This is a genomic window from Rubrivivax albus (assembly GCF_004016515.1).
Lineage (GTDB): Bacteria > Pseudomonadota > Gammaproteobacteria > Burkholderiales > Burkholderiaceae_C > Rubrivivax > Rubrivivax albus.
The window spans coordinates 1,256,000-1,273,372 of sequence record NZ_SACT01000001.1; the positions used below are offsets into that span (position 1 = coordinate 1,256,000).

Annotated in this window: 5 protein-coding genes; all 5 read left to right on the plus strand. The window is 71.1% G+C overall.

Translation table 11 applies throughout. The annotated features are described in order from the left end of the window. Window positions 1–80 precede the first annotated feature (80 nt). A complete protein-coding gene (locus tag ENE75_RS05850; protein WP_128196505.1) occupies window positions 81–1,280 on the plus strand; it encodes a hypothetical protein in 1,200 nt (399 codons plus the stop codon). Window positions 1,281–1,327: 47 nt separating this feature from the next. Further along, window positions 1,328–2,362 (plus strand): CE1 family esterase, encoded by a 1,035-nt coding sequence (locus ENE75_RS05855; protein ID WP_128196507.1) that lies wholly within the window; start codon window positions 1,328–1,330, stop codon window positions 2,360–2,362. A gap of 346 nt (window positions 2,363–2,708) precedes the next feature. Next, a complete protein-coding gene (locus ENE75_RS05860) occupies window positions 2,709–10,925 on the plus strand; it encodes a type I polyketide synthase (RefSeq protein WP_128196509.1) in 8,217 nt (2,738 codons plus the stop codon). Continuing rightward, window positions 10,922–15,775 carry a type I polyketide synthase gene (locus ENE75_RS05865; protein WP_128196511.1) on the plus strand — a complete coding sequence of 1,618 codons (4,854 nt, stop codon included), beginning with the start codon at window positions 10,922–10,924 and terminating at the stop codon, window positions 15,773–15,775. The genes ENE75_RS05860 and ENE75_RS05865 overlap by 4 nt, the downstream gene beginning before the upstream one ends. Further along, window positions 15,772–17,370, plus strand: a complete 1,599-nt coding sequence (locus ENE75_RS05870) for an alkaline phosphatase family protein (protein ID WP_128196513.1) — start codon at window positions 15,772–15,774, stop codon at window positions 17,368–17,370. The genes ENE75_RS05865 and ENE75_RS05870 overlap by 4 nt, the downstream gene beginning before the upstream one ends. Window positions 17,371–17,373: the final 3 nt, after the last annotated feature.

Here is a 17,373-nt window from a genome sequence, read left to right on the forward strand (position 1 = left end):
CTAGAGTGGCGGGCAGTACAGACAATGCAGGGAAGACGATCATGACCACGCGCACATCGCCCATTCACCGCCCAGTCCCCATGGCTCGGCGCTGGGCGCATGCGGTCACACTGGCCGTGCTTGGCCTGGCCATGGCCACACCGGCCCTGGCGCAGTTCACGCCGACGGAAGTGCGCGTGTCGCCGCACCGTGGGCTGGTGGACTACGAGATCAGCCAGCAGCGCGCCAAGATTGCCTGGACCGACCCCAAGGGCAACATGTGGCTGGCCGGCATCAACCGTGACACCGGTGCTTTCGAGCCGGCCAGCGGCCGGGGACAGCTGCTGGCCACGAACACGGTGGCCAACTGGAACATGTTCATGTGGAACGGTCCGGAGTGGATCTCCACCGCCAGCGGCGACCAGATCTACTACAGCTTCTACCTGCCCAACAAGCCACGCACCGCGCGCAACACCCGCATGGCCATCGCGGCCACGGACGCCACCGGCCAGTGGGTGACGCAGGCGCTGACGCCGGACGTGCCGCGCATGGCGCACGTGGCGAGCAAGAACCCGGGCGACACCAACCCGATGATCCGCTACCTGGATCCGGACCTGAACCAGTACTGGCGCAACCTGAAGAACCCGGCGTCGGAAGAGTTGCTGGACATGGTGCCGCCGTCGAACAAGGCCTGGCGCTTTGCGACCGGCGTACGCGCCTTCCTGTACACCGAAGAGGTGGACGGCGTGCCGCAGGTCTTCGCCTACATGCTCGATGACAAGGTGCGCGTGCAGCTCACCACCGACGCCGGTGCCAAGGACCTCAACCGAACCGTGCCCTGGGTGTGGCCGGCGCCAGAGTTCGGCAACGATCTCGTGCTGTCCACCGTGGTCGATGGCTCTGAGTTGCGCATCTACCGCCGCATGCTGGGCGACGACGGGCTCATGCACTGGACGCCCGTGTACAGCGCCACGCTGCCGGGCGGCCGCCTGGCCGGCTCGCCGGAGTGGTTCACCTACAACGGCAAGTCCTACGTGTTCATGGTGGCCTACGTCGACGGTCTCGAGTACCCCACCGAGATCTGGCTGTCGAGCATCGATGCGGCCAACCCGCTGCTGCGCAAGATCACCGTCGACGAGCCGTACCGGGTGCGCAACGACCCCGAGGTGTTCATCACCCGCAACGGCGGTCCGTACATCTACTACAACCGCTACGATCCCAGCATCGATCCCGACCACCCCCTGTGCGCGGACTGCTCCGAAGGCGTGTACCGCGCAGACGCCGGGTTGCTTGGACGCTGAGCGTCCGGGCGGCGCGGCAAGAGACCGTACCGCCTGGAGCCTCCGCGATGACGCCTGAACGTTCGACCTGCCGATCGGCCCTGTTCCCGGTTGCCCTGGCCGCCGGCCTGCTGCTGACCGCCTGCGGCGCGTCCGGCGAGGGTACGTTGCGTGAGCGCTTGAAGGAAAAGATCGCCGAGCGGCAGGCCGCGAAGGAGTCGTCCGCCGACCCGGCGCTCACGCCCGTGACCCAGCGCATCGAGCGGCCTGGAGACTACCGGTTCGAGATCGAACACGGCGGCCTCAAACGCATGTACCGAATTCATGTGCCCAAAGGATATTCGCCGTCGCAGCCGACGCCGCTGCTGTTCTCGTTCCACGGCGGCGGTGGCAACATGGACATCCAGGCCGACGACCGCTACTACCGCCTGGCCTCCAAGGCCGACGAGGCCGGCTACGTGGCCGTCTTCCCCAACGGCTACAGCCCGTTCCCGTCCGGCAAGCTCGCCACCTGGAACGCCGGCAACTGCTGCGGTGGCGCGCGTGACAAGAACATCGACGACGTGGGCTTCATCCGCGAGGTCGTGCGTCACCTGAAGACGCAGCTCAACGTCGACGCGCAGCGCATCTACACCAGCGGCATGTCCAACGGCGCGCTGTTCTCGCACCGCCTGGCCTGCGAGATGGCCGACACCTTCCGTGGCATCGCCTCCGTGGCCGGCTCTGACGGCACAGCACGCTGCCAGCCGTCGCGGCCGGTCAACATCCTCGAGATCCACGCCAAGGACGACGACTTCGTGCAGTTCAACGGTGGTGCCGGCAAAAACAGCAAGACCCTGGCGGACTTCGTCTCCACGCCGGAGACCGTGGCGCGCTGGGTGCGGCGCAACGCCTGCAACCCGACGCCACGGCGGGTGCTCGACAAGCCCGGCGCGTACTGCGACCAGTATGAGGGCTGCAACGACGGCGTCCGTGTGCGCCTGTGCGTCACCGAGACCGGCGGCCACTCCTGGCCCGGCGGCATCAAGGTGCGCACCGGCGAGCCGGGTTCCACCGCCTTCTCGGCCACTGACATGATGTGGGACTTCTTCAACGGCCGTTGAGCCGCACACCGCCGGTGCAGCCGGTGTCATGAGGGTGCCCACCCGGTCCGCAAGGGACGCGGTCGCGAGCGCGCCTTCGGCCCGAGTGGCCGCTGTGTGGTTCCCAAGCCACGGCAAACGGCCCCCTCAAACGGGTGGCGACCCAGGCCGTGGCGTCGCCGCTCTCCATCACCGCTTGACGGGCTTTCGCGCGCAGGGGCGTGCGCTGTTCACGTTGCAGCGTCGCGTGTCGCGCGTTTGTCGCCGTGCCAGTAACAGAATCTAGGGAGACCCGGCGCAGTTTCTGCTTGCTAACGTGCCGGATGCTCTGTCGCCCGACCTGTCGCCACGTCTGCGAGACCGCCCGATGAACGCCTTCACCACCTTCGTCTTCACGCCGGCCGGGCTCGGGCACGCAGACCTCGCCATCGCCGCCAGCCGGGCGGGCGCCGTTGGTATCTACAACGCCGAGTTCGACGACGGCACGGCCGCAGCCCGGCAGGCGCTGGCGAGACTGGCACAACTCGGGCGCGGTGACATTGGCCTCAAGCTCGATGCGATCGACGATGCGCTGGCCTCCGATGTGGCCGTGCTGGCCGCTCGCCGCGGGGGCCTGTGGATGGTCGTGGACCTGCCGTTGCTGGCCACGCACGCCGGCGTCGTTGCCGGTTGGCGCCAGGCCGGCGTGCGCGTGCTGGCCGAAGTGCGCCATGCCACCGCCTTGCCCGCCGGCGCCGAGGCGCAGATCGATGGCCTGGTGGTCAAGGGCAACGAGGCGCCGGGCCTGGTGGGCGAGGATGCCAGCTTCATCCTGCTTCAGAAGTGGCTGCGGGCCACCCAGCTGCCGCTGGTGCTTCGCGGCGGGCTGACGCCGGCCGTGGCGGCCGCCATCCACGCTGTCGGTGCCGCTGGCGGCGTGCTGGAGTCGCAGCTGCTGCTGCTCGACGAAGTTTGCCTGCCGGACCTGCTGCGGCAGACCCTGGGCAGCCTGTCGGGCAGCGAGACCGTCGCCGTGGGCGATGGCGAGGCCGGCGACTACCTGCGCGTGCTGGTGCGCCCGGCGTTCGCCGCGGCGCGCCGCTTCGTGACGGAGGGCGAAGGCCTGCGGGCCGATGCCTTGCGTGCCCGCATGGTCGGACATGCGGGCTGGCAGTCTCCGGCGGAGGGCCTGCTGCCGATCGGGCAGGAGGTCGTCTTCGCGGCCGCCTGGCGGCGCCGCCACGGCAGCCTGGCCGGCATCCTGGGCGCCATCCGGCAGGCCATCGACGCGCAGCCGGCGCTGGCCCGCGCCCAACCCGTGCTGCGGGAGCACGGCCCGCTGGCCGAGGCCCTGGGCATCCGCTACCCGGTGGTGCAGGGCCCGATGACCCGCGTGTCCGACAGCGCGGAGTTCGCCCGCGCCGTGGCCGAGGGCGGTGCGCTGCCGATGATCGCCTTCGCGATGCTCAAGGGCCAGGCGCTGGAACAGCTCCTCGTACGCACGACGGAACTGCTCGGCGACCGCGCCTGGGGCATCGGCCTGCTGGGCTTCGCGCCGCAGGCGCTGCTCGACGAGCAACTGGCCATCGCCACCCGCTTCGGACCGCGCTACGCGATCATCGCCGGCGGCCGGCCCGACCAGGCGGTGCACCTGGAGCGTGCGGGCGTCGCCACCTACCTGCACGTGCCGTCGGCCAACCTGATCCCCGGTTTCCTGGCCGAGGGTGCACGACGTTTCATCTTCGAAGGCCGTGAGTGCGGCGGCCACATCGGCCCGCTGTCCAGCTTCGTGCTCTGGAGCACGATGGTCGACAAGCTGACCGATGAACTCGGCACCGGCAAGGTGCCGGCGGCCGACGTGGAACTGCTGTTCGCCGGTGGCGTGCACGACGCGCTGTCCTCGGCCATGCTGCAGGTGCTGGTGGCACCGCTGGCCGCGGCCGGCGCGCGCGTGGGGGTGCTGATGGGCAGCGCCTACCTGTTCACGCGCGAGATCGTCGACAGCGGCGCCATCGTCGAGCCCTTCCAGCAGGCCGTGATCGCGTGCGACCACACGGTGAACCTGGAGTCCGGCCCCGGGCACGCCAGCCGCTGCGCCTACACGCCATTCGCCGCCGACTTCTTCCGCGAGCGCCAGCGCCTGAAGCGCGAGGGCGTTCCCGGCGACGAGAGCCGCCGCGTGCTCGACGACCTCATCCTGGGCCGTCTGCGCATCGCCAGCAAGGGCACCAAGCGCGAAGGCCTGAACGCGCCGCTGCAGCGGCTGGACCCGCAGCAGCAGCTGGCCGAGGGCATGTACATGCTTGGCCAGGTCGCGACACTGCGCAGCGCGGTGACCGACATCGCCAGCCTGCACGCGGAAGTCACCGACGGCGCCGCCGCGCTGCTGGCCACCGACGAGGTGCTGCCCGCGGCCACGGAGCCGGCGCTGCCGCCGGCGGACATCGCCATCATCGGCGTGGCCTGCGTCGTGCCGCAGGCCAACGACGCGCCGGCCTTCTGGCAGAACATCCTCGAGCGCGTCGACGCGATCACCGAGATCCCGTCGCACCGCTGGGACTGGCGCTTGTACTTCGACCCTGACCGCAAGGCCAAGGACAAGGTCTACTCGAAGTGGGGCGGTTTCCTCGACGACCTGCCGTTCGACCCCACGCGCTACGGCATGCCGCCGAAGTCCATCCAGGCCGTCGACCCGATGCAGCTGATGGGCCTGGAAGTGGCCCGCCGCACGCTGGCCGATGCCGGCTACGCCGACCGCGCCTTCGACCGCGAACGCGCCTCCGTCATCGTCGGTGCCAGCGGCGGCGCCGGCGACTATGGCCTGCAGTACGGCCTGCGCTCGGAACTGCCGCGCTTCACCGGCGACCTGCCGGCCGAGGTGGCGGCGCGGCTGCCGGAATGGAGCGAGGACTCCTTCGCCGGCATCCTGCCCAACGTCGTGGCCGGGCGCATCGCCAACCGGTTGAACTTCGGTGGCATCAACCTGGCGGTGGACGCCGCCTGCGCCTCGTCGCTGGCGGCCGTCTACCAGGGCGTGACCGAGCTGGTGGCCGGCCGCAGCGACCTCGTCATCGCCGGCGGCGTGGACACCGTGCAGGGCCCGTTCGGTTACCTGTGCTTCAGCAAGACCCAGGCGCTGTCGCCGCGCGGGCGCTGTTCCACCTTCGACGCCGAGGGCGACGGCATCGTGATCAGCGAAGGCATCGCGATGGTGGCGCTCAAGCGCCTGGCCGACGCCGAACGCGATGGCGACCGCATCTACGCCGTGATCAAGGGCGTGGGCGCCAGCAGCGACGGTAACGCCAAGGGCCTGACGGCGCCGCTGCCGGCGGGGCAGCTGCGCGCGATGCGTCGCGCCTACCGCATGGCCGGCTTCGGGCCGTCGACGGTTGGCCTGTTCGAGGCCCACGGCACGGGCACCGTGGCTGGCGACACCGCCGAGCTGGAAAGCACGACGCGGCTGATCCGGGAGGAGGGCGCCAGGCCCCGGCAGGCGGTGATCGGCTCGGTCAAGACCAACATCGGCCACACCAAGGCCACGGCGGGTGTGGCCGGCATGGTGAAGGCCGCGCTGGCGCTGCGGCACCGCGTGCTGCCGCCGCACCGCAACGTGCAGCGGCCCAACGCCGTGCTCGCCGACCCGGACGCGCCCTTGTACCTGCTGGAGGCACCGATGCCCTGGCTGGCTGGCGTGCATCCGCGGCGCGCGGCCTGCAGTGCGTTCGGCTTCGGCGGCACCAACTTCCACGTCGTGCTCGAGGAGTACGCCGGCGAGTACCGTGACTGGCTGCGCGCCCCGGCGGCCGACCGCTGGAGCGCCGAGCTGCTGCTGTGGAGCGAGGCCGATGCCGAGGCGCTGGCTGCGCGCCTGGAAGCGCTGCAACCCCGGCTCGCGGCGGTATCCGGCATCGAGCTGCGTGACCTGGCGGCCAGCCTGGCGGCGCGCTTCCAGCCACGCGGTCGCACCGCTGCGATCGTCGCGCGGAGCGTGGAGGATCTGGGCAGCAAGCTCGCTGCGGCGGTGGCCAAGCTGCGCGGCGATGCGCGCCCGCTGCCGCCCGGCGTGCACCTGGGCGAGGGCACCACGCCTGCGGGCAAGGTGGCCGTGCTGTTCTCGGGCCAGGGCTCGCAGTACCCCGACATGCTGCGCGAGCCGGCGCTGCACTTCGAGGCCTTGCGCAGCGCCCTGGAGGAAGCTGACGAGGCCCTGGCGGCCGACTTCGCCGAGCGCTTCGGTGCCGGCACACGGCTGAGCGAATTCGTCTTTCCGCGGGGCGCCTACGACGACGCGACCAAGGACGCCGCGCGGCGCCGGCTGACGGGCACCGACGTGGCCCAGCCCGCGCTGGGCGCCATCGAGGTCGGGCTCTGGCGCCTGCTGCGCGGGCTTGGGCTGCCGGTGGACATGGTGGCCGGCCACAGCTATGGCGAGTTCGTCGCGCTGCACGCCGCCGGTGCGATCGACTTCGCGTCGCTGATGCAACTGTCGGCGGCCCGCGGCCGCTTCATCGTCGACGCGGCGAAGGCCGAAGGCGCCGAACTGGGCACCATGGCGGCGGTCAGTGCCCCGCGCAAGGACGTCGAGGACGCCATCGCCGACCTGGAAGGCGTGATCATCGCCAACCACAACGCGCCGACGCAGAGCATCCTGTCGGGCACGCGCGAAGCGGTGCAGGCCGCATCGGCCAAGCTGCAGCAGGCCGGGCTGGAGGTCACGCCAATCCCGGTGGCGGCGGCCTTCCACTCTGTGCTCGTGCGGCCGGCGCAGGCCGCACTGTCGGCGCAGATCGAGGCCACGCCCTGGGCGCCTGCCATGCTGCCGGTGTACAGCAACACCACGGCGCGGCCGCATGCCGCCGACGTGGTGCGGGTGAAGAAGCAGATGGCCGAGCACCTGGTGCGGCCTGTCGAATGGGTGGCCGAGGTCGAGGCGATGGCCGACGACGGTGCCACGCTGTTCGTCGAACTCGGGCCGAAGGCCGTGCTGGCGCGGCTGGCCGGCCGCATCCTGCATGGGCGGCCGCACCTGGCGGTGGCGATGGACGACGGCAGTGGCCTGCCCGGCCTGTTGTCCGGCCTGGCTCAGCTGGTCTGCGCCGGGGTCCCGCTGGCCGTGACGAAGCTGTTCGAAGGCCGCGACTGCCGGCTGGGCGACCCGGCCGATCCGGTGGCGCTGCGCCTGCCGACCCCCGTGTCCCCGCACGCCTGGATGCTCAACGGCAGCGGCGCCCGCCGCGCCAGCGAACCGGTGCGGCAGATCGGCGTCACGTTGGAGCAGGCGGCGTCCGTACCGCCGCCCGCACAGCCTGCGGCGATGCCGGCAACGTCTGCGCTGCCACCATCTGCCATGCCAACTGCCTCGGCGCCGGCCGCCTCGCCGGCGTTGTCCCCTGTCACCCCCCCCTGGAGAAAAGGTCGATCCATGGACGAACGACGACATCCCTCCGGACCAGCGGACCCGTCCGTCATGTCCGACTATTTCGCCACGATGCGCCAGTTCCTGGAGACCCAGGAGCGCGTGATGGCCAGCTTCCTGGGTGCCGACATGGCACCGGCCCGGCCGGCGCTGCGCATGTCGCGGGCCATCACCGCGGCCCTGCCGCGCGTGGCCGAGGTGCCGGCGCCCGCGGTCGTGGTGCCGCCGGTCCCTGCCGTGCAGGCGCCGGTGGCGTCAGCGCCGGTCACGGTGGCACCTGCCCCGGCGCCCGCGGCCGTCGCCCCGGTGCCGGTGGCGCCGGTTCCCACAGCCCCGGCGCCGGTGGCCGCGCCTGCGCCTGCGGCGGCAGGCGAAGGCCTGACACGCGCCAAGCTGGTCGACCTGCTGCTGGCCATCGTCGAGGACAAGACCGGCTACCCGCGCGACATGGTGGGCCTGGACCAGAACCTCGAGGCCGACCTGGGCATCGACTCGATCAAGCGCATCGAGGTGGTCGGCGCGCTGCTGCAACAGCTGCCGGCCGCGCACCGCGACGCGCTGACCGACAAGCGCAGCCAGCTCAACACCCAGTCCACGCTCAACGGGATGCTGGACCTGGTGGCCGCGGCCGAAGTGGGAGGCGCCGTCGCCGTCCCTTTTGATCGTGCCGGGGGGGAGTCACGGGTCGACGACCGCACTGCGGTCGCCGGCCACCCGCCCCGGCAGGTCATGCAAGCCGTCGCCGAGCCGATCCCGGCCGGCGCCGGCACCGTTCTCGCGGCGGGCCGCTACGTGCTGACACGTGATACCGCTGGTGTGGCCGATGCACTGGCGGGCCTGCTGCAGGCGCAGGGCCGCAGCGTCGCCATCGTCGATGCCAACCTGGCCGACGAAGCCGCGCTCGACGCCTGGGCGCAAGCCCTTGGCGATGCGCCGGCGGCCGGGGTGCTGCACCTCGCCGCCCTGGCCTCGCCGGGGCTGGGCGATTCCCCCGATGGCTGGCGGTCTGCGCTGCTGCGGCACGAGAAGTCCCTGTTCCTGCTGCTGAACCGACTCGACGGCCGGCTCGCGGCCGATGGCCATGTGCTGGCGGCCACCGACCTGGGGGGTCTGTTCGGCCGCGACGGCACGTTAGGCCAGGGCCTGCGACTCGTCGGCGGCGCGGTGGGGGCGTTGAAGTCCTACGGCGAGGAACGACCCACCTTGCGCGTCAAGGCTGTCGATCTGGACCCGGCGCAGCCGGCCGATGCGCAGGCCCGGGCTCTGTTCGACGAACTGCGCCTCGACGGTGGCCGGCAGGAGGTCGGCTACCCGGGTGGTCTGCGCACCACCTTCCGCAGCGTGGGTGTGGCGGTCACAGCGGACCCGTCGCGCGAGGCCGCGCTGCACGACCTGGTTGTCCTCGCCACCGGCGGGGCGCGCGGCATCACCGCCGAGGTCCTGCGTGAACTGGCGGCCCCGGGCAGCACGCTGGTGCTGACCGGCCGCAGCCGCCTGGTCGAGGTCGAGGCCGCCGACACCGCCGCCTGCGCAGACGCGGCGGCGCTGCGACAGCACTTCGTCGCTCAGGTGCGTGCCGGAGCGCTCAAACTCACCCCCGGCGAGATCCAGCGCCAGGTGCAGGGCGTGCTCGACCAGCGCGAGATGCGTGCCAACCTCGAGGCGCTGCGCGCCGCCGGCGCGACGGTGGAATACCACCCGGTGGACGTCACCGACGCAGTGGCCGTCGCCGCGCTGGTGGCCGACGTGGTGCACCGCCATGGCCGTGTCGACGGCGTCGTGCACGGGGCCGGTGTCATCGAGGACAAGCGCCTGGCCGACAAGCGCGGCGACTCCTGGTCGCGCGTGGTCGAGACCAAGGTGCTGGGCCTGCTCGCCCTGGTGCAGGCGCTTGGCGCAAAGGCACCGAAGTTCTTCGCCGCCTTCAGCTCGGTGGCCGGGCGCTACGGCAACAGCGGTCAGTCGGACTACGCGACGGCCAACGAACTGATGAACCGGCTCTGCACGGCGCTGCAGGCCCGCTGGGGCAAAGACACGGTCGTGAGCGCCATGTGCTGGGGGCCGTGGGGCCCGACCTCCACCGGCGCCGGCATGGTGACGGCCGAGACCGAGGCCAAGTTCGCTGCCAAGGGCGTGCGGCTGGTGTCGGCGTCGCTCGGCCGCCGGTTGTTCCGCAGCGAGCTGGCGCGTGCCGCGGGCGGGGCGGTCGAGGTCGTGTTCGGCGAGGCCGACTGGGAACGCCACGAGGCCGCCAAGGGCGTGATCCGCCGTGCACCGGCGCTGGCGCCGCTGCTCGGCGCCACCGAACCGTCGTCGCTGCCCACAGGGGAACGTCTGGTGCCGGTGCGGCTGGACCCGACGCGCCATCTGTACCTTCAGGAGCACGCCCTCGACAACCGCTACGTGCTGCCCGCCGCCGCAGCCCTGGAGATCGTGGCGGAAGCCGCCGCGGCGCTGTGGCCCGGCTGGAAAGTGACCGAGGTGCACGAACACCGGCTGATGAAGGGCGTCGAGCTCGACGCCGCCGGCCGGGCGCTGCGCGTCTTCCTCAGCCCGCCGCCCTACGGCAGCAGCGAAGGCTTCGAGGTCAGCGCGCAGCTGCAGAGCGAAATCGCCCCGGACCGCTGGCTCACGCACTACCGCGCCACCGTGCGGCTGGAGCAGGTCTGGCCGGCACCGGCGCCGATGCCGCGCGTGCACCACGGCGAGCGCACGCTGAGCACGGCACAGGCCTACGGCGAGTGGCTGTTCCATGGTCCGCGGTTCCAGGTCATCACGGCCTTCGATGGGCTCTCGGCGCAGGGGGCGGCGGCCCAGGTGGTCTCCACCCACCCGTCCCGCTGGCTGGCGCACGAGGCGGCCGACGGGCCGGGCTGGGTGTTCGACCCGGCGCTGCTGGACGCCGCGGCGCAGATGGCCTGGCTCTGGGCGCGTGCCTTCCGCGACGAATCGGCCCTGCCGGCGCGCTTCGGCCGCGTGGTGCGCTACCGCGACCGGCTGCCTGAGCGCCTGCACATGGAGTACCAGCGCGTGGCCGCCGAAGACCCCACGCTGGTGCGCGGCCATGTCACCTTCTTCGATGCCGACGGCGTACCGGTGCTCGCCGTCGAGGAGCTCGACAGCATCGCCAGCGCCGCGCTGAACCGCCTGGGCGGCACGGCCCGCACTGCGGAAGAACCCGCCTCATGAGCGAAGCCACGCCCGTCGCCATCATCGGCATGGCCTGCACCTTCGCGCAGGCGCCGGACCTGCGCACGTTCTGGAACAACATCCTGGCCAAGGTGGACGCCATCGGCGAGCCGGTGCCGAACTGGGACGCGCAGCGCTACCTCGACGCGGGCCGCATCAAGACCCAGTACGGCGGCTACCTGAAGGACCTGTACCGCTTCGACCCTCGCGCGTTCGGCATCATGCCGAACTCGATGGACGGTGGCGAACCGGACCAGTTCCTGGCGCTGAAGATCGCCGCCGAGGCGCTGGCCGATGCCGGCTACCTCGGCCCGCACGCCGACCACACCGACACCGGTGTCATCCTGGGCCACAGCACCTACCTGCACCGCGGGCAGGTGACGGTGATCCAGACCGACATCGTCATCGACCAGACCATGGCGCTGGTCGAGGCGGCGATGCCGCACCTCACGGCCGAGCAGCGTGCCGAGATGCGCGCCATGCTGGCGAAGAAGGTGCCGCCGATGAACGCCGACACGGCGCCCGGCCTGGTGCCCAACGTGATGACCGGGCGCATCGCCAACCGGCTCAACCTGAAGGGCCCGAACTACCTGGTCGACGCCGCCTGCTCGTCGTCGCTGCTGGCCGTGGGCGCGGCCATCGACGAACTCAGGGCAGGACGCAGCCGCATGATGCTGGCCGGTGGCGTGAACGCGTCGCTGCCGGCCGACGTGACCACCATCTTCACGCAGTTGGGCGCGCTCAGCGCGCGCGGCAAGGTGCGCCCGTTCGAGGCCGGCAGCGACGGAACCCTGCTCGGCGAGGGCCTGGGTGTCGTTGTGCTCAAGCGGCTGCCCGACGCCCTGGCCGACGGCGACCGCGTCTACGGCGTGATCCGCGGTGTCGGCCAGTCCAGTGACGGCCGCGGCACCGGCCTGCTGGCACCCAGCCAGGACGGCGAGACGCTGGCCATCCGCCGCACCTACGCGGCCGCCGGCGTCGACCCGCAGAGCGTGGGCCTGGTGGAGGCGCACGGCACCGGCATCCCGCTGGGCGACCGCACCGAGATCGCGTCGCTGAAGGCCGCTTTCGGCGAGCGCAGCGCGCCCATCGGCACCAAGGCGCTGGGCTCGGTGAAGTCGATGATCAGCCACTGCATCCCGGCTGCCGGCGTGGCCAGCCTGATCAAGGCCACGCTGGCGTTGCACCACCGCACGCTGCCGCCGACGCTGTGCGACGCCGTCAACCCCGAGCTCGGCATCGAGCACACGCCGTTCTATGTCAACACGCAGACCGGGCCGTGGATGGCGCGCCTGGGCGAGCCGCGGCGGGCCGGGGTCAACGCCTTCGGTTTCGGCGGCACCAATTCGCACGCCATCCTCGAGCAGGCGCCGCCCGAAGCCCGCCGACCATCGCGGCTGACCGACTGGCCGGCCGAACTGTGTGTGTTCGCGGCCGACGACGATGCGGGCCTCGTCGCCGCGCTGCAGACGCTGCGCGACGGGCTGATCCGCAACCCGTTATGGCGGCTGGCGGAAGTGGCCGCGGCCCTGGCTGCCACCGCCGCCGACGGCCCCCACCGCCTGGCCATCGTCGCCAAGGACCGTGCTGGCCTGGCCAAGGCCATCGACCAGGCGCTCAAGCGCCTGGCGGAACCGGCCACCAAGGCCAGCTGGACGGCCCGCGGCGGCGTGCACTACAGCCGTGCGCGCGAAAGTGGCCAGCTGGCTTTTCTGTTCCCGGGTGAAGGCTCGCAGTACCCGGAGATGTTCGCTGACCTGGCGCTGTGCTTCGAACCCATCCAGCAATGGCTGGACTTCTGGCACGGCCTGTACGACCTGCCCAGCGGCCAGACGCGCACCGACATCGTGTTCCCGAGCGCCGAGATCGACGCTACCCGCCGGCGCGAACTGGAGCAGCGCCTGCACGACATGGACGTCGGCTCCGAGTCCGTCTTCATCGGCGGCATGGCGATGCACGAACTGCTGCAGGCCCTGGGCGTGGAGGCCGACGTGATGTTGGGCCACAGCTCCGGCGAGTCGGCCGCGCTCGGCGCCTCGGGCGCCAACCCGGCGCGCACGCCGGCCGAGCGGGCCGCCTGCATCGCCAAGCACTACGCCGTCTACGAGCGCCTGCTGGCCGACGACCAGATCCCCACCGGCGCGCTGCTGGCCGTCGGCGCGCTGCCCACCGACTCCGTCGAGGCGGAGATCTCCGCCGTGCCCGAGGTCGTGGTGGCGATGGACAACTGCGCCAACCAGATGGTGCTCTACGGCCCGCCGGCGCGCATCGCCGAGGTGCAGCAGCGGCTGACGACGCAGGGCGCGATCTGCATGCCGCTGCCCTTCGACCGCGGTTACCACACGCCAGCGTTCACGGCCGCGGCGGAAGCGTTCGGCCAGTACTACAAGGACGTCAAGCTCGGCCGCCCGCGGGTGCCGATGTACTCCTGCGCGTCGGCCGGGCGCTTCCCGGAGACGCCGGCGGCGGTGCGCAAGCTGGCCGCGGCCCAGTGGTCGGCCAAGGTGCGTTTCCGCGAGACCATCCTGCGCATGCACGACGACGGCGTGCGGCTGTTCGTCGAGGTGGGCCCGTCGGCCAAGCTCACGGCCTTCGTCAACGACATCCTGATCGACCGCGAGTTCACCGCGCTGTCGACCAACGTGCGCCGCCGCAATGGTGTCGAGCAGTTGCTGGCGGTGCTCGGCCAGCTCTGGGTGCTGGGGCGTGGTCCGGTGCTGTCACGGCTGTTCGAGGGCCGTCGCATCGATGCCATCGACCTCGCCGGCAGCCCGCCGCCCCCGCACGGCGTGCTGCTGGACAACACGCTGCCGATGATTCGGCTTGATGAAGCGGACCGGGCTCGGCTGGCGGCACTGGCCGCGCCACTGCCGCCGCCGTTGTCGGCGACGCAGGGCTCCGCATCGCCAGCGGTGGCGAGCCCCGATCCGGTGCCGGCTGCCGGGGTCGAGCCCGTCGCAGATGCTGTCGGCGACGATCCTCGCGCGGCAGTTATGGCGGACTACTTCGCGCTGATGCGAGGGTTCCTGGACCATCAGTCGACACTCGTGGCATCGCGGCCCGAGGGCGTCATGGCACGGGCCGGTGATGCTGGCGACGCCGGCATTGCGGTGCTACCTTCACCGAGCGCGGACGCGGTGTCCACGCACGTGCGGCCCGGGTTCACGCCCCTGCTCGATCAGATCGTGGCGCACGACGACCGTCACGTGGTCGCACGCTGTCGCGTCTCGCTGTCCAACGACGCCTTCATCCGCGACCACGTGATGTCCGGCCCGGTGTCGGAGAGTGATCCGTCGCTGTTCGGACTGTCCTGCGTGCCGTTCACCGTCAGCCTGGAAGTGATGGCCGAGGCCTGCGCGCTGCTCGCCGGGCGGGTGGACGTCAAGGTCATCGAGAACGTCCGTACTTTCGACTGGGTGGCGCTGGACAACGGTGCGCTCGAATTCGAGGTGCAGGCCGAGGTGGCGGACGCCGCGGCGGCGCGCTACACGGCGCGCGTGGTCACGGCGCGGGGCCCGGTGCTGATGGCCGACTTCCTGTTCGAGGCCGAACCGACGCTGGGCCCTGTGGCGCCACTGCCGGAGCCGCGCGCGTCCTGCCTGAACGCGCCGTACCTCTACGCCACCGGCATGTTCCACGGGCCGGTGTTCCAGAGCATGCGCTGGGTGCGCGGCTGGGACCACGCCGGCATCGACGTCGAACTGTCCGACGTCACGCTGGACGGCTTCTTCGCCCCGGGCCAGCGCCCGCAACTGGTGCTCAACCCGGTGCTGCTGGACGCCATGGGCCAGCTGGTGGCGTGCTGGCTGGTGCAGTACGTCGGCACCGAGTTCCATGCCTTCCCGTCGACGATCCAGCGCCTGGAACTCTACGAGCCGTGCCCGGCCGACCGCGCCGGCATCGTGATGCAGATGCGCCAGCGCCCGGTGGACCCGGCGGCCACCGACCTCGCTGCGCCCCGCGTCTGGCAGTTCGACTGCGTGGATGGAGACGGCCGCGTGCTGATGCGCGGTGACCAGCTCGTCAACCTGTTCTTCCGCGTCCCCACCGCCTACCACGAGGTGCGCACCGACCCGCAGCAGGGCTGGTTCGGTGCGCCGCTGGCCGAATCGGGCGACGTGCTGCTCTGGGACGTGCCGATGATGGGCGAGGACTTCCTGGCCCAGTCCGGTGCGATCTGCCTGCGCATCCTGGCGCACGCCGTGTTGTCCGCACCGGAGCGCGAGGCCTGGCAGACCGTGACCGGGCCGCTGCGCAAGCGCCGCGAGTGGCTGTTCGGCCGCGCGGCGATCAAGGAGGCGGTGCGGGCCTGGGTGCAGGCGCGCACCGGCCATCTGCTGTACCCCAGCGACATCGTGGTCGGGCACGACGCGCTCGGCGCGCCCTTCGTTCAGGGGGCGTGGACCGGGACACTGTGCGCGGCGCCGGCGGTCTCGCTGTCGCACAATGCCCGCCACTGCATTGCCGCCGTTGCACCGGCGGGGCAACGTATCGGCGTGGACATGGAAGAGTCCGGACGGCTGAAGGACCCTGCACTGCTGTCGCAGGCCCTGGCGCCGGAGGAGCTGAGCTTGGTCCAGGGCTTGCATGGCGATGACCTGGAGCACCGCCAGTTGCTGTTGTGGTGCGCCAAGGAGGCCGCCGCCAAGAGCCTGGGCAGCGGCCTGCAGGGCCGGCCGTGGGATTGGCGGGTGAGCCCCGTCGATGCAGGCTACGACGCTGCCGTGGTGACCCATGGCGGCTCGCAGGTCGGTGTGCAGTGGCTGAATGAGTCGGGCCGGGTCGTGGCCCTGGCCGGCGATGGCGTCAGCGTGGATGTGTTGGATTGGAACGAGGAGTCGAGGACATGACCGTACGCACCCTTTTCATCGGCCTGGACGGGGCGACGTTCACCGTGCTCAACGAACTGGTCAAACCGCAGGGCGACACGCCCGCGGTGATGCCGTTCATGGGCAAGATCTTTGCCGAGGGGAGCCGCGCCAAGCTGCGCTCGACGCCCAACCCGCTGACGCCGCCGGCCTGGGTGTCGCTGATGACGGGCCGCGGCCCAGGGCACCATGGCGTGTACGACTTCGTGCGAGCCGAGGAGCGCGGAGACCAGGTCTTCATGACGCTGTACGACGCGCGGGACTGCCGGGTCGAGACCATCTGGTCGATCGCCAGCCGCCAGGGCAAGCGCGTGGCGGCGCTGAACTTCCCCTTCACGGCGCCGCCGCCGCCCGACCTCAACGGTTTCATCCTGCCGGGCTTCGTGCCCTGGAAGCACCTGCGGCGCAACACGTACCCGGCCGACCTGTACGACCGGCTCAAGCAGATCCCCGGCTTCAAGGCGCAGGAACTGGCCTGGGACTTCGACCAGGAACAGCAGGCCGGCAACGAGCTCAGCGACCACGACCGTGAGGAGTGGGTGCGCTACCACCTGCCGCGCGAGATGCAGTGGTTCCGTGTGGCCGAGTACCTGATGTCCGAGGAGTCACCGGACCTGATGGCGGTGCTGTTCGACGGTGTCGACAAGCTGCAGCACCAGGCCTGGCAGTACCTGGACCCGGCGGTCGACCATGCCTCGATGGGCGAGTTCCACCTGCGCATGCGTGCGCTGTCGCTGAGCTACTTCGCGCAGCTCGACGGGTTCATCGAGCGTCTGGTCACGGCGGCCGGCCCGGACGTGCAGGTCTTCTTCGCCTCCGACCACGGCTTCACCGCGTCGCACGAGATCGTGCGCATCAACGCCTACCTGGCGGAGAAGGGCTACGTGGGCTTCAAGCCCATCCCCGAGGGGCAGGCCGGGCACAACGTCAGCAAGAGCTACTTCGCCTACCTCGACTGGACGAAGACCACGGCCTACTGCCGCACGCCCAGCTGCAACGGCATCACGATCCGCGTCAAGCGCAACCCGGGCGAGACGGGCATCGAGCCGCAGGACTACGAGCGCTTCCGCAACCAGCTGATCCGCGACCTCGAGGAACTGAAGGATCCGGACAGCGGCGAGCGCATCGTCACCGAGATCCACAAGCGCGAGGACGTCTTCCCGGGCAGCGCGATGGGCGACGCGCCCGACCTGCAGCTGGTGCTGCGCGACTTCGGCTTCGTCTCGGTGCGCAACATCCTGCCCATCGTGCAGCAACGCAACTACATCGTCGGCACCCACCACCCGGAGGGCGTCATGATGGCCTACGGCCCGGGCATCGAGAAGGGCAAGCTGCTGGGTCGCCGCCACATCACCGACGTGGCTTCGACCCTGCTGTACAGCCTGGGGCTGGACGTGCCGTCGGACTTCGAGGGTGTGGTGCCGGCCAACATGTTCACCGCCGCGCACCGCGAGTCGCACCCGATCCGCATCGGCGCGGCCACCCAGGGCAGCCACGCCGGCTCCACCGAGGCGATGGACGACGACGAGAAGCAACAGATCATGGAACAGCTGCAGATGCTGGGGTACGTGGAATAAGCC